This is a genomic window from Streptomyces sp. NPDC001922 (genome assembly GCF_042891165.1).
Classification (GTDB): domain Bacteria; phylum Actinomycetota; class Actinomycetes; order Streptomycetales; family Streptomycetaceae; genus Streptomyces.
The window spans coordinates 20,753-39,970 of the sequence record NZ_JBIASV010000012.1; the positions used below are offsets into that span (position 1 = coordinate 20,753).

At 73.2% G+C, this 19,218-nt stretch carries 17 protein-coding genes; 8 read left to right on the top strand and 9 right to left on the bottom strand.

The features are described from left to right. Window positions 1-122: 122 nt before the first annotated feature. Window positions 123-4,841 (bottom strand): ATP-dependent helicase, encoded by a 4,719-nt coding sequence (locus ACFYYR_RS22650; RefSeq protein ID WP_388856367.1) that lies wholly within the window; start codon window positions 4,839-4,841, stop codon window positions 123-125. Between the two features lie 147 nt (window positions 4,842-4,988). On the opposite strand from ACFYYR_RS22650, the gene ACFYYR_RS22655 reads away from it, so the two are divergent. Genes ACFYYR_RS22655 through ACFYYR_RS22665 form a run of 3 tightly spaced genes read left to right on the top strand, consistent with a single transcriptional unit; the run spans window position 4,989 to window position 7,016 of the window. Beyond that, a complete protein-coding gene (locus ACFYYR_RS22655) occupies window positions 4,989-5,903 on the top strand; it encodes an AraC family transcriptional regulator (protein ID WP_388856370.1) in 915 nt (304 codons plus the stop codon). A gap of 1 nt (window position 5,904) precedes the next feature. Then, complete coding sequence (locus ACFYYR_RS22660; protein WP_388856373.1) at window positions 5,905-6,708, top strand: AzlC family ABC transporter permease; 804 nt, start codon at window positions 5,905-5,907, stop codon at window positions 6,706-6,708. Beyond that, a complete protein-coding gene (locus ACFYYR_RS22665; RefSeq protein ID WP_388856376.1) occupies window positions 6,705-7,016 on the top strand; it encodes an AzlD domain-containing protein in 312 nt (103 codons plus the stop codon). Before ACFYYR_RS22660 ends, ACFYYR_RS22665 begins: the two co-directional genes overlap by 4 nt. A gap of 111 nt (window positions 7,017-7,127) precedes the next feature. Here the strand turns inward: ACFYYR_RS22665 and ACFYYR_RS22670 are convergent, their stop codons facing one another. Then, complete coding sequence (locus ACFYYR_RS22670) at window positions 7,128-8,069, bottom strand: hypothetical protein (protein WP_388856379.1); 942 nt, start codon at window positions 8,067-8,069, stop codon at window positions 7,128-7,130. A gap of 78 nt (window positions 8,070-8,147) precedes the next feature. On the opposite strand from ACFYYR_RS22670, the gene ACFYYR_RS22675 reads away from it, so the two are divergent. The 4 genes from ACFYYR_RS22675 to recX all read left to right on the top strand — a co-directional run bounded on the left by ACFYYR_RS22675 (window position 8,148) and on the right by recX (window position 11,730). After that, window positions 8,148-8,342, top strand: a complete 195-nt coding sequence (locus ACFYYR_RS22675) for a DUF3046 domain-containing protein (RefSeq protein WP_388856382.1) — start codon at window positions 8,148-8,150, stop codon at window positions 8,340-8,342. Window positions 8,343-8,626: 284 nt separating this feature from the next. Continuing rightward, window positions 8,627-9,745 carry an AI-2E family transporter gene (locus tag ACFYYR_RS22680; RefSeq protein ID WP_388856939.1) on the top strand — a complete coding sequence of 373 codons (1,119 nt, stop codon included), beginning with the start codon at window positions 8,627-8,629 and terminating at the stop codon, window positions 9,743-9,745. Window positions 9,746-9,996: 251 nt separating this feature from the next. After that, entirely contained in the window at window positions 9,997-11,121 is a 1,125-nt protein-coding gene (gene recA, locus ACFYYR_RS22685; protein ID WP_388856385.1) for a recombinase RecA, read from the top strand. A 3-nt stretch (window positions 11,122-11,124) separates the two neighbouring features. Then, window positions 11,125-11,730 carry a recombination regulator RecX gene (recX, locus tag ACFYYR_RS22690; protein WP_388856388.1) on the top strand — a complete coding sequence of 202 codons (606 nt, stop codon included), beginning with the start codon at window positions 11,125-11,127 and terminating at the stop codon, window positions 11,728-11,730. A gap of 394 nt (window positions 11,731-12,124) precedes the next feature. Here the strand turns inward: recX and ACFYYR_RS22695 are convergent, their stop codons facing one another. Genes ACFYYR_RS22695 through ACFYYR_RS22705 form a run of 3 tightly spaced genes read right to left on the bottom strand, consistent with a single transcriptional unit; the run spans window position 12,125 to window position 13,413 of the window. Further along, window positions 12,125-12,559 carry a rhodanese-like domain-containing protein gene (locus tag ACFYYR_RS22695; RefSeq protein WP_388856391.1) on the bottom strand — a complete coding sequence of 145 codons (435 nt, stop codon included), beginning with the start codon at window positions 12,557-12,559 and terminating at the stop codon, window positions 12,125-12,127. Further along, a complete protein-coding gene (locus ACFYYR_RS22700; RefSeq protein ID WP_388856394.1) occupies window positions 12,556-13,266 on the bottom strand; it encodes a cysteine dioxygenase in 711 nt (236 codons plus the stop codon). Before ACFYYR_RS22700 ends, ACFYYR_RS22695 begins: the two co-directional genes overlap by 4 nt. A gap of 60 nt (window positions 13,267-13,326) precedes the next feature. Next, entirely contained in the window at window positions 13,327-13,413 is an 87-nt protein-coding gene (locus tag ACFYYR_RS22705; protein ID WP_388856942.1) for a putative leader peptide, read from the bottom strand. Between the two features lie 683 nt (window positions 13,414-14,096). Here ACFYYR_RS22705 and ACFYYR_RS22710 point away from each other — a divergent pair. Continuing rightward, entirely contained in the window at window positions 14,097-14,708 is a 612-nt protein-coding gene (locus ACFYYR_RS22710; RefSeq protein WP_388856397.1) for a GNAT family N-acetyltransferase, read from the top strand. A 92-nt stretch (window positions 14,709-14,800) separates the two neighbouring features. Here ACFYYR_RS22710 and ACFYYR_RS22715 read toward each other — a convergent pair whose 3' ends face one another. From ACFYYR_RS22715 to ACFYYR_RS22730, 4 genes are all read right to left on the bottom strand, one after another. Further along, entirely contained in the window at window positions 14,801-16,543 is a 1,743-nt protein-coding gene (locus ACFYYR_RS22715; RefSeq protein WP_388856400.1) for an FAD-dependent monooxygenase, read from the bottom strand. Between the two features lie 166 nt (window positions 16,544-16,709). Then, window positions 16,710-17,639, bottom strand: coding sequence for an amino acid ABC transporter permease (locus ACFYYR_RS22720; protein ID WP_388856403.1), 930 nt, complete (start codon window positions 17,637-17,639; stop codon window positions 16,710-16,712). Next, window positions 17,636-18,310, bottom strand: coding sequence for an amino acid ABC transporter permease (locus ACFYYR_RS22725; protein WP_388856406.1), 675 nt, complete (start codon window positions 18,308-18,310; stop codon window positions 17,636-17,638). The genes ACFYYR_RS22720 and ACFYYR_RS22725 overlap by 4 nt, the downstream gene beginning before the upstream one ends. Before the next feature lie 74 nt (window positions 18,311-18,384). Next, a complete protein-coding gene (locus tag ACFYYR_RS22730; protein ID WP_388856409.1) occupies window positions 18,385-19,212 on the bottom strand; it encodes a glutamate ABC transporter substrate-binding protein in 828 nt (275 codons plus the stop codon). Window positions 19,213-19,218 lie beyond the last annotated feature (6 nt).

A 19,218-nucleotide genomic window follows, 5' to 3' on the forward strand; every position in this document is an offset into this window, starting at 1 on the left:
CGATCCTCGGGTGCCGGGTGCCGGGTGCCGGGTGCCGGGTGCCGGGTGCCGGGTGCCGGGTACTGGTGCGGGGCGTTGGGTGCCGGTCGGCGGGGACGTCGGCGGGCCGGTGGACGTCCGCCTCAGGCACCCCGCAGGCGCAGGCCCCGTGGGGTGGGGTGGAAGCCCGCTGCCTCCAGGGCGCGCCCGACGGGGGAGGAGAGTGCCGGGGCTCCGTTGGCCCGCTCCACCGTGACGGTGCCCAGCGCGCCGTCCCGGGCCGCCTGCGCCAGTGCCTCGGCGGCCGCCTGCAGCCGGGCGTCGCCGAGGGGGCTCTCCGCGTCGGGCCCCGGCCAGGCGAGCAGTGTCCTGCCGCCGCGCTCGACGTAGAGCACCGGATCGCCGTCGACCAGCACCACCAGGGCGCCCGCCTTGCGTCCCGGTTTGTGGCCGGCGCCCGTGGGCGGTTCGGGCCAGGGCAGGGCGGCTCCGTAGGCGTTCGCGGGGTCGGCCGCGGCGAGGACCACTGCACGGCCCCGGCCCCCCGGGCGGCCGGAACCACCGTGGCCGGCCGGGCGGGGGTACGCGCCGGGGTCCTCCGCCCCCTCGCGGTCCCGGGCCGTGCCGACGGCGCGGAGCCGGTCCACCGCTCCGTCCATGGCGAACTGCGCGGCGCCGAGGCCCTCCACCACATAGCCGCGGCGCGCCTGGCCGGTCTCCTCGAAGGCGGACAGCACGCGGTACGCGGCGGCGAATCCGCCCTCCACTCCCTCGGCCGCGACCGCGCCGCGGGTCACGACGCCGTGCCGGTCCAGGAGCGTTCGGGCCCGGGCATGGGCCCGGTGGGTGCTCTCGCTCTCCCGCGGAGGCAGCAGCGACCAGCGGCCCGCCACCGTCGGCGGACCGGCCCGGGACGCGGTGGGCCGGGGGGTCCGGCCGGTGAGCGAGCCGTACCGGCCGCGGGGGACGGCGCGCTTCGCGCGGTGCGCGGTGGCGCCCGCGGTCCGGCCCGAGCCCAGCAGGGAGCGCAGCGGCGCGAGGGTGTCGTTGGTGAGCAGGCCCGCCCAGGCGAGCTCCCACACGGCGTCCGCCAGCTGCGGATCGGTGCAGTCCGGATGGGCCGCCCGGACCTGGTCGGCGATCTGGCGGAAGAACAGCCCGTAGCCACCGGCCAGTGCGTCGAGCACCGCCCGGTGGACGGGACCGGTTTCCAGCGGATGCGGCGGCGGCAGCAGCAGGGGTGCCGCGTCGGCCAGGTACAGCGACACCCAGCCGTCCTTGCCGGGCAGGGCCCCGGCGCCGGCCCAGACGACCTCGCCCGCGGCGGTCAGCTCGTCGAGCATCGTCGGGCCGTAGCCCGTCACCCGGGTGGGGAGCACCAGCTTCTCCAGCGCGGACGCCGGCACGGGGGCGCCCTGCAACTGCTCGACCGCCCGCACCAGTCCGTCGATCCCCCGCAGGCTGTGGGTGCCGACGTGCTGCCACTGCGGCAGGAAGGAGGCGAGCACCGGTGGGGCCACCGGCTCCAGCTCCTCCCGGAGCGCGGCCAGGGACCGCCGCCGCAGCCGCCGCAGCACCGCGCTGTCGCACCACTCCTGGCCGATCCCGGCGGGGTGGAACTCGCCCTGGACCACCCGGCCCGCCGCGGACAGCCGGTGCAGCGCGCCCTCGGTGACGGCCGGTCCGAGACCGAACCGCTCCGCGGCCGCCGCCGAGGTGAACGGACCGTGGGTGCGGGCGTACCGGGCGAGGAGGTCGCCCAGCGGATCCTTGACCGGTTCGGTGAACGCCTCCGGGACACCCACCGGCAGGGCGGTGCCCAGCGCGTCCCGCAGCCGGCCGGCGTCCTCGACGGCGGCCCAGTGGCCGGCGCCCGCGATCCGCACCCGGATCGCCCGGCGGGCGTCCGCCAGCTCCTGCGCCCAGGGCCGTTCGGCACCGCGCTCGGCGAGCTCGGCGTCGGTCAGCGGGCCGAGCAGCCGCAGCACGTCGGCGACGCCCTCGACGTCCTTGACCCGCCGGTCCTCGGTGCGCCACTGCAGCTCCCGCTCCAGCTCGGCCAGCACCTCGGCGTCGAGCAGTTCGCGCAGCTCCGCCTGGCCCAGCAGCTCGGCGAGCAGCCTGGAGTCCAGGGAGAGGGCGGCCGCCCGCCGCTCCGCCAGCGGGGAGTCGCCCTCGTAGAGGTACTGCGCGACATAGCCGAAGAGCAGCGACCGGGCGAAGGGGGACGGCTCCGGGGTGGTGACCTCGACGAGCCGCACGCGCCGGGCCTCGATGTCCCCCATCAGCTCGGTCAGACCCGGAACGTCGAAGACGTCCTGGAGGCACTCGCGGACCGCCTCCAGGACGATCGGGAACGAGCCGAACTCGGACGCCACCTGGAGCAGCTGCGCGGCGCGCTGGCGCTGCTGCCACAGCGGGGTCCGCTTGCCGGGATTGCGGCGCGGCAGCAGCAGGGCCCGGGCCGCGCACTCCCGGAAGCGGGAGGCGAACAGGGCCGAGCTGCCGACCTGGTCGGTCACCAGCTGCTCCACCTCGCCCTGGTCGAAGGCGACGTCCGCGGCGCCGACCGGGGACTGCCCGTCGTCGTACTCCCGCCCGGATCGCGACGGCTCCGGCTCCATGTCGAGCAGGTCCAGGCCCATGAGATCCGCGTCGGGCAGCCGCAGCACGATGCCGTCGTCGGCGTGCATCACCTGGGCGTCCATGCCGTGGCGCTCGGAGAGCCGGGCGGCCAGCGCCAGCGCCCACGGGGCGTGGACCTGCGCACCGAAGGGGGAGTGGACGACGACCCGCCAGTCGCCCAGCTCGTCGCGGAAGCGCTCCACCACGATGGTCCGGTCGTCCGGGACGTGTCCGCACGCCTGGCGCTGCTCCGCGAGGTAGGCCAGGACGTTGTCGGCCGCCCAGGCGTCCAGGCCCGCCGCGAGCAGCCGCAGCCGTGCGTCCTCCTCGGTGAGGGCGCCCACCTCGCGGAGGAACGCGCCCAGCGCACGGCCCAGTTCCAGCGGGCGGCCCAGCTGGTCGCCCTTCCAGAACGGCAGCCGCCCCGGCACTCCCGGCGCGGGCGAGACCAGCACCCGGTCGCGGGTGATGTCCTCGATCCGCCAGGTGGTGGTGCCCAGGGTGAAGACGTCGCCGACGCGCGACTCGTAGACCATTTCCTCGTCGAGCTCGCCGACCCGGCCGCCGCCCTTCTTCGGGTCGGCGCCGGCCAGGAAGACGCCGAACAGACCGCGGTCCGGGATGGTGCCGCCGGAGGTCACCGCCAGCCGCTGCGCGCCCGGACGGCCGGTGACCGTGCCCGCCACCCGGTCCCACACCAGGCGCGGGCGCAGCTCGGCGAAGGCGTCCGACGGATAGCGGCCCGCGAGCATGTCGAGCACCGCGGTGTAGGCGGACTCGGGCAGTGACGCGAACGGCGCGGCCCGGCGGACCACCGCCAGCAGCTCGTCCACGTCCCAGCTGTCCAGGGACGTCATGGCGACGATCTGCTGAGCCAGGACGTCCAGCGGATTGGCCGGGACGCGCAGCGCCTCGATGGCGCCGCTGCGCATCCGCTCGGTGACTACGGCCGCCTGCACCAGGTCACCGCGGTACTTGGGGAAGACCACCCCCGTGGACACCGCCCCCACCTGGTGCCCGGCCCGGCCCACCCGCTGGAGGCCGGAGGCGACCGAGGGCGGGGACTCGACCTGTACGACCAGGTCCACGGCCCCCATGTCGATGCCCAGCTCGAGGCTGGACGTCGCGACCACGGCCGGCAGCCGGCCCGCCTTCAGATCCTCCTCGACCAGGGAGCGCTGCTCCTTGGAGACCGATCCGTGGTGCGCCCGGGCCAGCACCGGGGGTGCGCCGTTCGCCGCGCCGGAGCCGCCCATCAGCTCGGCGGGGGAGTGGGCCTCGGGCAGCGGCTCGCCCGTGGCGCGCTCGTAGGCGATCTCGTTCAGCCGGTTGCACAGCCGCTCGGCGAGGCGCCGGGAGTTCGCGAAGACGATGGTGGACCGGTGGGCCTCCACCAGGTCCGCGATCCGCTCCTCCACCTGCGGCCAGACGGACGGCTTCTCGCCCTGCCCGCCGCCCTCCGCGCCGGTGGCCGGGGAGCCGCCCAGCTCCCCGAGATCCTCCACGGGCACGACCACGGACAGGTCGAACTCCTTGCCGGACGGCGGCTGCACGATCTTCGCCCGGCGCTGCGGCGACAGGAAGCGGGCGACCTCGTCCACCGGCCGCACGGTGGCGGACAGGCCGATCCGCCGGGCGGGCCGCTCCAGCAGCTCGTCCAGCCGCTCCAGGGAGAGGGCCAGATGGGCGCCCCGCTTGGTGCCCGCCACGGCGTGCACCTCGTCCACGATGACCGTCTCCACCCCGGCCAGCGCCTCCCGCGCCGACGAGGTCAGCATCAGGAACAGCGACTCGGGCGTGGTGATCAGGATGTCCGGCGGGCGGGTGGCGATCGCGCGGCGCTCGGCCGCCGGGGTGTCGCCCGAACGGATCGCGACCCGTACCTCGGGCTCCGGCAGCCCGAGCCGCAGCGCCTCGTGCCGGATGCCGGTCAGCGGGCTGCGGAGGTTCCGCTCGACGTCCACCGCGAGGGCCTTGAGCGGCGAGACGTAGAGCACCCGGCAGCGCTTCCTCGGGTCGGCGGGCGGTGGGGCGGCCGCCAGCCGGTCGAGGGCGGAGAGGAAGGCGGCGAGCGTCTTGCCCGAGCCGGTCGGGGCCACCACCAGCACGTCCGAACCCTCGTCGATGGCCTGCCAGGCGCCCGCCTGCGCGGGGGTGGGCGCGCTGAACGCCCCGGCGAACCAGGCACGGGTCGCGGGGGAGAAGGTGTCGAGGGCCGAGGCCGGGTCGTGCGGCATGTTCCCCATCGTGCACCCGGGGACTGACAACGGGCCGGGTGCGCGCACCGGAGCGGCGCGGGACGGTGCCCCGGGCGCGGCGGCGCCGTGTCGCCGACCGCCGTTCCACGCCCGTCGGCACAGTCTCCGAGCAGGCACAATGGCCCCATGGGGAGCCAGGAGAACGCACGCTACTGGCAGCACCCCGGGCTGCCCGGCGTCGACCTGCTCAGCGCCCGCTACGTCCGTCACACCTTCGCCCGGCACGCCCACGACGGCTTCGTGGTCGCCACTGTCACCGGCGGGGTGGAGGGCGTGGGGCTGCCCCGGGGCGCCGAGCGGGTCGGCGCCGGAGGGGTGATCCTGATCAACCCGGACGTTCCGCACACCGCGTACCCGGGGGAGAGCGGGGGCTGGACCTACCGGGTCCTGTACCCGTCCGTCGACGTGGTCGCGGGGGTGGCGGCCGACGTCGCCCCGCTGCGGGGCACCCCGTCGTTCAGCGAGACGGTGCTCGACGACCCGGTGGCCGGACACCTCATCGCCGAGGTCCACCGCGCCGCCGAGCAGAACAACGCGCTGGCCGCGGACACCCTGCTGCGGCAGGCCGTCGCCCGGCTCCTCCAGCGCTGCGGGACCGCCGCCGGGGCCGGGCCGGAGCGGGACGGCCCGGCGGCGGCCGCCGCCGCACACGCCCGGGAACTGCTCCTCGACCGGATGGCCGAGCCGCCGACGCTGGAGGGGCTGGCGTCGGAGGTGGGCGTGGGACCGTTCGCCCTGCTCCGGGCCTTCCGCAGGGCGTACGGGATGCCGCCGCACGCCTGGCTCACGGACGCCCGGGTGCGCCGGGCGCGCACGCTGCTGGACGCCGGCACGGCACCCGCCGAGGCCGCCGCCGTGGTGGGGTTCACCGACCAGCCCCATCTGAACCGGCACTTCAGCCGGATCGTCGGCGTCCCGCCGGGGGCGTACCAGCGGGAGCGCGGCGCCGCGGCACACGGCGCTCCGCCCGGCGCGGACCTGCGCGGACGCGCCGTACGGGGCGCAAGAACGTACAAGACCGGGCCCGGCGCCGCCCCCTAGCGTGACGGGCGTGGCAGAACACATACCGACCCCCGATCCACAGCCGGAGACCCGGCCCGACGCCGCGGTGGTCCGGGACGCGCTCGGCGTCGGTGTCGCCGTGGGGCTCTCCGGCTTCGCGTTCGGCGTCACGTCCGCGGGAGCCGGGCTGACCCTCCTGCAGACCTGCGCGCTGAGCCTCCTCGTCTTCACCGGCGCGTCGCAGTTCGCGCTGGTGGGCGCGCTGGCAGCGGGCGGCAACCCGGTCACCGCCGCGGCCGGGGCCTTCTTCCTCGGCGTCCGCAACGCCTTCTACGGGCTGCGGCTCTCCCAGCTGCTCCGGCTGCCCCGGGCGGTGCGGCCGGCGGCCGCGCACTGGGTGATCGACGAGACCTCCGTGGTGGCGCTGGCCCAGCCGGACCGCCGCAGCGCCCGCATCGGGTTCACCGTCACCGGCCTGACGCTGTACGTGCTGTGGAACCTGACCACGCTGCTCGGAGCGCTCGGCGCCGCGGCCCTCGGCGATCCCGCCGCCTGGGGACTGGACGTGGCGGGTCCCGCGGTCTTCCTCGCGCTGCTGGCTCCCATGCTGCGCGGCACCGCGGAGCGCGCGGTGGCCGGTGCGGCCGTGGTGATCGCGCTCGTCTGCCACCCGCTGCTCCCGGCGGGGGTCCCGGTGCTGATGGCGGCGCTCGCCGCACCCGTCGTGCTGGCCGTGCGGGGACGCAGGGCGCCGGGCGGTGCGGACGGTGAAACGGCGGAGGGGACGGCCGAGGACGGCGCGGCGGAGACCGAGTCCCGCCGGGAGAGCGAGGACGCCCGATGAGTGTCTGGATCGCCATCGGCCTCACCGCCGTCGGCTGCTACCTGGTGAAACTGCTGGGCCTGTCGGTCCCCGCGGGCGTGCTGGAACGTCCCCGGGTCAAACAGCTCGCGGCCCTGCTGCCGGTCGCGCTCCTCTCCGCGCTGATCGCGATCCAGACGTTCGGGGGCGACGGCCGCACACTCGTCCTGGACGCTCGCGCGGCGGGGCTCGTGGCGGCGGCGCTGGCGCTGGTGCTGCGCGCCCCCTTCCTGGTGGTCGTCGCCGTCGCGGTGCTGGTCACGGCAGGGGTGCGGGCGATCGCCGGATAGCGGCTCCCGGTTCCGCGGACGGGACCGGCCCAGCGGAGGGGCACCCGCGCCGGTGCACCACGGTGCGCTTCGCACCGGGGCCGGCGCGCTCCCGGGCTTGCGCGCCCCGGCTCACGCGAGGGGGCGGCCGAAAGCGCGGAGCGTCAGCAGCGCGTCCAGGGTCACCATCGGCCGCCCCTCCAGCGCGGTCCCCGGTGCCCACGCGCGCCAGCGGACCGGCCAGCCGCCGTCCTCCTGCTGCGTATCCGCGAGGTGGTCCAGCGACCGCTCCATCTCGGCGTCGGTGAACCAGCGCCGGGCCAGGGAGCCCGGGTCCCGCGCGTAGTCGTGGGCGTAGTGGTACTCCTCCGGCCCGTAGCCCTCCGGCAGCGGGTAGGCGCCGGCCCGGTCCGGCTCCAGGACCGCGAGCCCCTGCTCCCGCACCAGCCGCCCCAGCCGTTCCGCCGCCGCGGCCGCGCGGGACCGGTCCGGGGCGCCGTCGAGGAAGGCCACCGCCGCCATGACCTCGTAGGGATGGGTGCGCTCCAGGGTCTCCACCGCCGACCAGCAGAAGTCGGTGGCCCGGAACAGCCACGCGTGCCACACCTCGTTGCGGTGCAGCAGCCCCACCACCGGCCCGGTCGTGAGCAGATCGCTCGGCGGGTCGTCCACGACCGGGATCCAGGGCGCCGCCGGATGGCCGCGCAGCGACGGGTGGACCGCGGGGAGCGCCCCGTCGTCGTTGGAGATCTCCGTCAGGTACTGGCACAGCCGCTCCGTCCGGCGGCTGTGGCAGCGGCCGACTCCGTCGAGGATCCGCAGGGCGAGCGCGGCGTGCAGCGGCTGGCCGACCGGCCCGCGCAGATCGGGTTCGAGGGCGTAGCCGTAGCCCCCGTCGGCCGTGCCGTAGGCGGCCAGCGCCGCCTCCACGGCGTCCGCGGCGCGGGACCGGTCCTCCTCCCCGAGGCTTCCGGACGGGAAGTGGTACGCGAATCTGCGCTGCTCGAGGACGCGGGCGGTGAGCCAGACGAACTGCTCGGCGCGGGCGAGAGGAGTTGCTCCGGTGCGGGCCATGCACCGACGGTAGGGCGGAATGCGCACCCGGTCGGCGGCAAGTGCGGTGCTGCACCCCCAGGGCGGGATACTGGGGTCATGCGGTTGACGGTCTTCTGGCAGCGGATGGCGGAGCACTTCGGTGAGGCGTACGCGGACTCGTTCGCACGCGATCATGTGATGTCCGAGCTGGGCGGCCGGACCGTGCACGAGGCACTGGCCGCGGGGTGGAGCGCGAAGGACGTCTGGCGCGGGGTGTGCGCCGCCATGGAGGTGCCCCCGGAGAGGCGCTGAGGGGCCCGGCCCGGGCCGAAGCGCCGGTCGGTACCGAGGTACGGGTCGGCACCGGAGTCTGAGATCTGTGCGGGAACCCGTCGGTACCGGAGCTCCGCCTTCACAGTGGTCCGGCGCCGGCCGGACGGTTCCCGGCCGGGCACGGGGCCCGGGCGGTGCGGGGTGCGGAAATGCAGGGTGGCACAGCCCCGCGCGGCGCGGTAGGACAGACTGACCGGGTGGCAGCAGATGAACCCGCTGAGGACGACGGCCGATCCCGACCGCAGCCGGCGCGCGGCGAGCGCATGCCCCGCTGGCTGCCCCGGGCCATGGTGCTGGCACTGGCGCTCTTCGCCGCGTTCCAGCTGGCGAGCTGGGCCTTCCACCAGCTGATCGGGCTCCTGGTCAACATCCTGATCGCCTTCTTCGTGGCGCTCGCCGTCGAGCCCGCGGTGGACCGGATGGCCGGACGCGGGATGCGCCGCGGCCTCGCCACCGCGCTGGTCTTCCTCGGGGTGGTGACCTTCTTCGCCGGGTTCTTCGTGCTGCTCGGCTCGATGCTCGCCGGCCAGATCGTCGACCTGGTGGAGAACTTCCCGAGCTATGTGGACTCGGTGATCCGCTGGATCAACGACACCTTCCACACGAGCCTCTCCCGCGTGGACATCCAGACCAGTCTGCTCAGGTCCGACTGGCTGAAGCGCTACGTCCAGAACAGCGCCTCCGGGGTGCTGGACGTCTCCGCGACCGTCCTCGGCGGGCTGTTCCAGGCCCTCACCGTGCTGCTGTTCTCCTTCTACCTCGCCGCCGACGGGCCGCGGCTGCGGCGGGCCGTGTGCTCGGTGCTGCCCCCGGCGCGGCAGGCGGAGGTGCTGCGGGCCTGGGAGATCGCGGTCGTCAAGACCGGTGGATACCTCTACTCCCGTGGGCTGATGGCGCTGATCTCCGGGTTCGCCCACTACGCCCTGCTGGAGGTGCTCGGGGTGCCGTACGCCCCGGCGCTGGGGCTGTGGGTCGGCGTGATCTCCCAGTTCATCCCCACCATCGGCACCTACCTGGCCGGGGCGCTGCCGGTACTCCTCGCCTTCACCGTCAACCCCTGGTACGCCGTGTGGGTCCTCGGGTTCGTGGTGGTCTACCAGCAGTTCGAGAACTATCTGCTGCAGCCGCGCATCACCGCCAGGACCGTGGACATGCACCCGGCCGTCGCCTTCGGCTCGGTGGTGGCGGGCACCGCGCTGCTGGGCGCGGTCGGCGCGCTGATCGCGATTCCGGCGACGGCGACCCTGCAGGCATTTCTCGGTGCCTATGTGCGGCGGTACGACGTCACCGACGACCGCAGGGTGGACGGCCGGCGGCCGCGCCGGGGCCCGGGCACGCCGCTCGCGGTCCGGTTCTGGCGGTGGCTGCGCCGGCGGCGCTGAGCCCTCCCGGGCGGGGGCGCACGGGAGCCGGCTCCGGGCGCGCGGGCACCCGTCCACCCCGCCGGCCAGGCCGCATCGGGCCCTTCATGACGCACGGGCGTGGGTGCTTGACAGTAAAATCGAACATCCATTCATATGGGGGTGCCGGCTCTGGTTGTCCACAGGCCGGACGACGCCCGGGCGCATTGTCAGTGGCAGGCGTTAGCGTCGTGGACGTGAAGCGATCGACTCAAGCAAACCGGGTGGAACCCATGGCAGGAACCGACCGCGAGAAGGCGCTCGACGCCGCGCTCGCACAGATTGAACGGCAATTCGGCAAGGGCGCCGTCATGCGCCTCGGTGACCGGCCGAACGACCCCATCGAGGTCATTCCCACCGGGTCGACCGCTCTCGACGTCGCCCTCGGCGTCGGCGGACTGCCGCGTGGCCGCGTGGTCGAGGTCTACGGGCCGGAGTCCTCCGGCAAGACGACTCTCACGCTGCACGCGGTGGCCAATGCGCAGAAGGCGGGCGGCACCGTCGCCTTCGTCGACGCGGAGCACGCCCTCGACCCCGAGTACGCCCGGGCGCTCGGTGTCGACACGGACAATCTCATCCTCTCCCAGCCGGACACCGGGGAGCAGGCGCTGGAGATCGTGGACATGCTGGTCCGGTCCGGCGCCCTCGACCTCATCGTCATCGACTCCGTGGCGGCCCTGGTGCCCCGTGCGGAGATCGAGGGCGAGATGGGCGACTCCCACGTCGGCCTCCAGGCCCGGCTGATGAGCCAGGCGCTGCGCAAGATCACCAGCGCGCTGAACCAGTCCCGGACCACCGCGATCTTCATCAACCAGCTCCGCGAGAAGATCGGCGTGATGTTCGGCTCCCCGGAGACGACGACCGGTGGCCGGGCGCTGAAGTTCTACGCCTCGGTGCGCATCGACATCCGCCGGATCGAGACCCTGAAGGACGGCACCGACGCGGTCGGCAACCGCACCCGCTGCAAGGTCGTCAAGAACAAGGTCGCACCGCCCTTCAAGCAGGCGGAGTTCGACATCCTCTACGGCGAGGGGATCAGCCGCGAGGGCGGTCTGATCGACATGGGCGTCGAGCACGGCTTCATCCGCAAGTCCGGTGCCTGGTACACCTATGAGGGCGATCAGCTGGGGCAGGGCAAGGAGAACGCCCGCAAGTTCCTCAAGGACAACCCCGACCTGGGCAACGAGATCGAGAAGAAGATCAAGGAGAAGCTGGGCATCGGTGTGAAGCCGCAGTCGCAGGACACCGCGCCGGGTGCGGACGCCGCGGTGGCGGCAGCGGAGCCGGCCGCCGCGTCGAAGGCACCCGCCGCGGCCAAGGCCGCCAAGACGACCAAGGCCACCGCGGCCAAGAGCTAGTTCATGACGCGACGAACCGACTGGGGGGACGCCGGCGACGGCGGCGAGGTCCGCCCCGACGACGGCGCGCCCGGCTCGTCGAGGGCCGAGCGGGGGGCGCCGCGCGACCCCGGTGAGCAGGCGCGGGCCATCTGCCTGCGACTGCTCACCGGGACTCCGCGCACCCGCAAACAGCTCGCGGACGCACTGGCCAAGCGCGGCATCCCGGACGAGGTCGCGGACGAGGTGCTGTCCCGCTTCGAGGACGTCGGGCTCATCAACGACGCCGCGTTCGCGGACGCCTGGGTCGAGTCCCGCCACCACGGACGGGGCCTCGCCCGCCGCGCCCTCGCCCGCGAACTCCGTACCAAGGGCGTCGACCCGGCACTGATCGACGGGGCGGTCGGGCAGCTCCATCCGGAGCAGGAGGAGGAGACCGCCCGCGACCTGGTGCAGCGCAAGCTGCGGGCGACCCGGGGCCTCGACCGGGAGAAGCGGATCCGCCGCCTCGCCGGAATGCTGGCCCGCAAGGGCTACTCCGAGGGCCTGGCACTCCGTGTCGTCCGGCAGGCCCTGGAGCAGGAGGGCGAGGATCCGGAGCTCCTGGAGTACCAACTCCCGGAGGGGTGACCGGAGTCGGATCTCTCAGCCGTGCGTGACCCGTGCCCGACCCGTGCCCGACCCGTGCCCGACCCGTGCCCGACCCGTGCGCGCCCCGGGCGGGGCGTGGCCTTCGCCAGGCCGGGCGGCGGGAAAGCGCCCCGGGACAGTGGCGGGGGCCGGGGTCACGTACGGGCGGGAGGCGGCCGGCCCGGACGGCGCCTTGCGTGACCGTCGCCGCTCGGCCGCTCCACGTTCCGCTCGCCCGCCCTGTGCTGGGTCACCGGGCTGCGCTGCTGGTCACCGGCCTGGCTGCTGTGCGATCCGTCGCGGCCGCTGTGTTCGGTCGTGCCCCCGGCGCGGCGGACCCGGGTCAGAGTCGGACCCGGGTCAGAGCCGGATCCAGGCCAGTGTCCGATCCGGGTCAGTGTCCGACGGCGGGCGGGGTGGGCTGCGGAGGAACCGATGGCTGCTCCACCGGCAGGCCGGCAGCACGCCAGGCCTGGAAACCGCCGGTCAGGTCGGTGGCGCGGTGAAGGCCCAACTGCCGCAGGGAGACAGCGGCGAGGCTGGAGGCGTAGCCCTCGTTGCAGATCACGACCACGGGGAGGTCGTGACCGGTCGCCTCGGCCACACGGTGACTGCCGAGTGGGTCGAGTCGCCACTCCAGCTCGTTGCGTTCGACGATCAGTGCGCCCGGGATGACGCCGTCCCGATCACGCAGCGCGGCATAGCGGATGTCGACCAGAACGGCCCCTGCGGCCGCGGCTTCCGCCGCCTGCTCCGGTTCCAGCCGGTCCAGCTGCTCACGGGCCGCGGCCAGCACCGCGTCGATCCCGCGGTGCGGTGCCCCACTCATGTCCACTCCTCGGGCTGCTCGACCTGCTCCAGGCGCAACAGCGGTCCCGTACGGCTGTAGCGGCGCATCAGCGGCAGTGGCGGATAGTACGCGTGGACCGACACGGCGTGCTCCTCCCGCTCCAGATTCAGCACCTGGTGGACATGGTGTGCGCCGAAAGCGCGCCCCTGTCCGGCGGGCAGACGGCGCTCCCGGTCGACGCCGTCGGCCAGTTCGAGCGTCCGCCAGCCCTCGGTGGGCAGGTGCACCGCAAGGGACTGCTCGGTCAGCCGGCCACCCGCGGTGGCGAACGCCCCGCGCGAGCCGCCGTGATCGTGCCAGCCGGTGCCGGTACCCGGAGGCCAGCCGATCAGCCACGCCTCGCTCCCACCCGGCCCGTCGAGCCGCATCCAGGTCCGGCCTTCCGGATCGAGGGGGAGCGAGGCGACGAGTTCGGCGTCGGCGGCGGTGCGGCGCACGAAGTCCAGCAGCTCGGCAGCCGTGGGCCCGGCCGGTGCGGTGGGTCCGGCGGTGGGGGCGGCGGTGGAATCCGTGGTGGTTCCGGACGTGGCCGGGGCGCCGACGGTGGTTCGGCGGCCTGTCGATTCCCCGGGGGCGGCGCGGCGGCCTGTCGAGGGGGTGGCTGCCGGAGCGTCGTGGGCGGCGGGTGCGGTGACGACAGAGGCGGTTGCGCGGGCAGTGAGGTCGCCGAGGGCGCTGGAAGACACAGGTCCGTCCTGAATGATCGCGAAGGGGCGCGGAGGGCCGCGCGGAGGAAGGAATGCGGATCAAACGGACGGACGACACACGCAGCCTGCATAGCGGAGCAGGTCCACATGGACCCTCCGCCAGAAGCACAGCCGGGTGTCAGTCACATCAAGGAGTGAAGCATGGGCCCGTTTCTCCGGTCAATCGCGGTCCCGCGGTCTGCCGGGGCGCGGGAGGCGCGCGGAGGGCGCGGCACCCCTGGGCGCGTGCGGCGCTCCGCCGCCACCGTCTCCCGCAGGGTGCGACTGCTGTGGTCGGCGGTGTGGCGGAGGGCACGGTCAGGGCGCGAGAGTCGGCTGATCGATTCGGTCACCCTCCTTTCCCGGTGCCGAGGGAGAAAAGCGGAGGTGTAGTTCCCCTCTGTTATGTGGCTATGACGGCTCATATGTAGCTATGGCAGTCCAAGGTGAGGTTTCGGAAATGCGCCTGAGCGGGTTTCCGCCGTGACTGTTTCGGTTGAGGAGGTGGATCGGCGGAAGAGCTGCCTGCTCGTGGCGGTGTCAGTGGAGGAACAGGCCGCAGGACGGGCGGCTTGAAAGAGGCGCTTGCCAGGCCTTCCCTGGGTTATGGGGTTGCCAAGGCGCATGCGCTTGCTCTTGCCTGGATCATGCCCGAGCAGGCCTGTTGCTCGTGGCGTCCCGGCATATCCATCTCTGCCGGGATCGCCATTCACGAAGCGGTCGGCCTCTCCTTTCCTGGGCGATGAGCCAGTCCTGGGCGATGAGCCAGGGTGCCGACTCTCCACGGCAGACAGTCGACACCACAGGGCCGCACGAACGGGGGACCGACCATGACCACGAACCAGCCCGCCGTCCGCCTCGCCACCCGCGAGGACCTGCCGCGGGCCGTCCGTACGCTGGGCCGCGCCTTCGCCCACTACCCCTTCGCCCGCCACACCATCGCGGCAGACGACTTCCTCACCCGCCTGGCGCGGTTCAACGAACTGTTCATCTCCCGGATCGGTCTGGACCACGGACAGGTCTGGGTGGCCGACGACGGCGCGGCGGTGGCCGTCTGGACCACTCCGGAGACCGCCGGTACCGGGGATGCGTTCACCGAGATCGGTCCGCAGCTGGCCGAGCTCTCGGGGGACCGGGCCCAGGCATCAGCTGAGGCGGAGGCCGTCATGGGGTCACACCGGCCGACCGAACCGGTGTGGTTCCTCGGTTCCGTGGGCGTCGACCCCGAGCAGCAGGGGAAGGGCCTGGGGGCGGCAGTGATCCGTCCGGGGCTCCGGGCGGCGGACGAGGCGGGCGTGCCCGCGTTCCTGGAGACCTCCGACGAACGCAATGTGCGCTTCTACGGGCGCCTCGGCTTCGAGGTCACCGCCGCGTACGCACTGCCGGGCGGCGGTCCGCGCACCTGGGCCATGACACGCGCACCCGGACAGCCCGGGGTCTGATCCGGGAACACCCGGGGCGGCGGCCGACGGCGACGAGCCGGCCGTCCTCTGGGGCCGCCCGTACTCCGAGCGGCCGGTGCCCGTTCTGCCGGTCAGCGGCGGGCGGAAGCACTCCCGGCGCTCTGCGCCGTATCGTCCGCCCGCGCGCCGCTGCCCGCGCCCTGCGGTGGCACCGGGCTGCCGCCTCGGGCGGCGTCGACGCAGGCGTGCAGATCGGCGGTCCGTACCCCGGACATCGCCGCGACCAGATGCCCGTCGGGCCGGACGACCAGTACGGTGTGCGCCGCCGCGCCCGGGTACCCCTCGGTGACCAGCAGCTCCGCACGTACCGGCAGTGCGGACACCGCCGCTGCCAGCCGTGGCATCAGCCCCGCGCCCAGCCAGTGACGGCGCTCCCACACCCCCGTGCCGGGAGCCACCAGGACGACGAGCAGATCGCCGCCCAGTCGGTCCCGCAGCCGCGCGGTGGACCCGTCCGGTGCCGTGACCGGCACATCGTCCACGGGGGCACCGGGCGCCGTGGCCACCTGGGGCACACCGCCGGACGACGACGTGGCGGACGGTGTGAGGGGGGAGCGCGCGTACGTCGGGAGCGCCCCCAGCGGCCCGGTTCCCACATGGCCGTCCGTGAGCAGCGCGTCGGCCCCACCACTCGTACCCGGCAGCAGGGAGCGGCGTACGGCCGGCCACGAGCTGTTCGAGCGCAGCAACGGCAGTGCCTGGTCGGCCGCGCGCAGCCGTGCGCCGACCGCCGTCCGTCGTTCGGCCTGGTAGCTGTCGAGCAGTGTTTCGGAGGCCTGGTGATGCCAGGCCAGGGAGAGCTTCCAGGCGAGGTTGTCCGCGTCCCGCAGTCCCTCGTCCAGCTCCTGGGTGCCGAAGGCGCCGAGCAGATGGGCGGCGTCCCCGGCCAGGAAGGCCCGGCCCACGCGCCACCGGCGGGCGAGACGGTGGTGCACGGTGTGCACGCCGGTGTCGAGGAGTTCGTACGGCGGGGTGTGGCCGCACCACCCCGCCAGGGTGTCGCGGACCCGGGTGACGAGCGCCTCCGGGGTGACCAGCTCGCCGCGCGGCGGCACCAGCCAGTCCATGCGCCAGCGTCCGCCCGGCAACGGCCTGGCCAGCACTTCCCCGCCACGCGGCGGGGACCGGTGCAGCACGGCCTCGTCCGGCCAGGGCAGTTCGGCCCGCAGCGCCGCGACGGCATGCCGCTCGACGGCCGTACGCCCGGGGAAGCGGACGTCCAGCAGCTTGCGCACGGTGGACCGGGGGCCGTCGCAGCCGACCAGGTAGCTGCCCCGCCACCAGATCCCCGCCGACCGCTCCGCCGTGGCGTCGCCGATACTGCGGGTGTGCGCGGTGACGCCGTTCTCGTCCTGTTCCAGGATGCCGAGCCGGCTGCCGGTCACGACCTCGGCGAGGCTCTCCTTGGCGAGCGCCGCCCGCAGTCGCCGGGTCAGCACATGTTGCGGGCAGTGCAGCGGCGACTCACCGGCCGCGTCGGCCCCCGGCTCGTCGCCGGCCCCGACGCCCGCGCCGAGTTCATGCCGGCCGGAGGGGGACTCGTGCGTGCAGGCGAACTCCGTGCGGTGCAGCAGCTTCCGGCGGCGCAGCGTCCGCCATCCGGTCCAGAGGGTGCCCTCGCCGGGGGCGGGGGCGCAGCCCATCCGCTCCAGGAAACCCGCGGTGTCCGGGCGCAGGACCACGGTCCGGGCGGGACGTACCTCGTCCTGCCCGGTGCCCTCGTCGAGGACCACGACCGGCACCTGACGGCGGACGAGAGCGAGTGCGAGGGAGAGCCCGACGGGCCCCGCGCCAACGATGATCACCGGGTCCACGACGTGACCTCCTCGACCGTGCCGCACGGATGAAGGGTCGTCAGGGGGGCCCGGTGCGAGATCACAGCAAAAGTATGCAGCCCGCCGCGTCTGCTTGCATCAACGGGACGTGGGCAGCGGCGTTCTGCCGCTGCCCACGTCCCGTGCCTGATGTGTCCGGCGGAGTTCAGCCGGCCGAATCGGCGGTGTCGGATGCCGAGGCCTGGGCGGGGATGACGATGCCGCCCCCTCCGAGATCGTCACCGGCCGCGCCGCCGACCACGGCCCCTGTGCCCTTCTTGGCCCGGCGGACCCGGCCTTCGAGCCACCCGGCCAATGTGGTGAGCAGGAAGTTGAGGGCGATGAAAATCAGCGCGATCACGGTGAAGGCGGCGATCGTGTTCGCACCGTAGTTCGCGGTGATCTGGCGGTTCTGCGAGAGCAGTTCGGGGAAGTTGAGCATGGCGCCGCCGAGGGCGGTGTCCTTGACGATCACGACCAGCTGGCTGACCAGTGCCGGAAGCATGGCGGTGACGGCCTGCGGCAGCAGCACGTTCACCATGATCTGGCCCTTGCGCATGCCGATCGCCTTGGCGGCGTCCGTCTGGCCATAGGGCAGGGTGAGGACGCCTGCCCGGACGATCTCGGCGATGACCGAGGCGTTGTACAGCACCAGGCCGGTCACCACGGCGTACAGCGGGCGGATCTCGGAATCGACCTCGGCCAGGATGTAGGCCGCGTTGGCGAACAACATCAGCAGCAGGACCGGGATGGCCCGGAAGAACTCGACCACCGCACCCGCCGGAACGCGGACCCACCGGTGGTCGGACAGCCTGCCGATGCCGAGCACCGCACCGAGTGGCAGGGCAATCACGATGGAGAGCGCCGCCGCCTTGAGCGTTTCGACGAGTCCGGGCAGCAGATAGGTCGTCCACACCTTGGAGTCGGTGACGAACGGGGTCCACTTATCGGCCGCCAGCTGACCCTTGTCGTTCAGGGCGCCCAGCACCCACCAGGCCACGAGCCCCAGGGCACCGATGAAGAGGACGGTGTAGAGGACGTTCCGCCGCTTGGCCCGGGGGCCGGGGGGATCGTAGAGAACGTTGGTGGCACTCATCGCTTCACCGCCACGCGCTTGCTGAGCCAGCCGAACAGCAGACCGGTCGGGAGAGTAAGGATCATGAAGCCCAAAGCGAAGAGAGCGAAGACCGCCAATAGGGCATCGGCTTCGTTCTCGATCATCCCCTTCATCAGCAAGGCGGCTTCGCTCGCGCCGATGGCGGATGCCACCGTGGTGTTCTTGGTCAGCGCGATGAGCACATTGCCCAGCGGTGCCACGACGGAGCGGAACGCCTGGGGGAGGACGACCAGCGTCAGCACTTGCCCGAAGCTCAGGCCGAGGGCGCGAGCCGCCTCAGCCTGGCCCACGGGCACGGTGTTGATGCCCGACCGCAGGGCCTCACAGACGAAGGTGCCGGTGTAGGCGGCGAGCCCGAGGACAGCCAGCCGGAAGCCGATGTCGTTGAAGTTCTCGGCCCCGAGGCTGATGCCCAGCGTCTGGTTCAGCCCCAGCGAACAGGCGAGGATGATCACCGTCAGCGGGGTGTTCCGGACCAGATTGACGTACGCAGTCCCGAAGGATCGCATCAGCGGAACCGGACTGACCCGCATGCCGGCCAGCAGGGTGCCCCAGATCAGGGAACCGATTGCCGAGTAGACGGTGAGCTGCACCGTCACCCAGAAGGCGCCGAGCAAGTCGTACTGCCCGGAATCTAGAAAGTCGAACACGTTGACCCGCGCTCTCCCCTGGTTGAGTGGCGGGGCGCGCCGCCGCGGTCAGCGGCGCGCCACCGTGCCCTGGATCAGCTGGTCTCGGTGATCTTCGGCGCGGGCTCGTTCTTGTAGCCGGCCTCGCCGAAGTTCTTCTTCACGGCCTTCTCCCAGGAACCGTCCTTCACCATCTTCTCGAGGGCCTTGTTGATCTTGCCCTGGAGCTTGGTGTCGCCCTTCTTCAGGCCGATGCCGTAGTTCTCGTCGCTGAGCTTGAGGCCCGCGAGCTTGAACTTGCCCTGGTGCTCCTTCTGCGCGGCGAAGCCCGCGAGAATGGAGTCATCGGTGGTCAGGGCGTCAACAGTCTTGTTCTCCAGGCCGGTCAGGCACTCGGAGTAGCCCCCGAGCTGCTGGAGGTCGGCCTTGGGAGCGAGCTCCTTCTGCACGTTCTGCGCGGAGGTGGAGCCCGTGACCGAGCAGAGCTTCTTGGAGTTGAGGTCCTTCGCCGACTTGATCGACTTGTCGTCGGCGCGGACCAGCAGGTCCTGGTGGGCGAGGAAGTAGGGGCCCGCGAAGCTGACCTTCTGCTTGCGCTCGTCGTTGATCGAGTAGCTGGCGACCACGAAGTCCACGTCACCCGCGGAGATCAGGTTCTCGCGGTCGGCGCTGGCAGCCTGCTTCCACTCGATGTCCTTGGCATCGTGGCCCAGCTCCTTGGCGACATACGTGGCCACATCGACATCGAAGCCCGTGTACTTGCCGTCCGGAGTCTTCAGACCCACACCCGGCTGGTCGAACTTGATGCCAATGGTGATCTTGTCGCTGCCGCCCTTGTCGTCGCCGGAGCCGCCGCAGGCGGTGGCGGTGAGGGACAGAACGATGGCGGCGGCGGCCGCGGCGCCGGCCTTGCGGAACATCATGTCAAC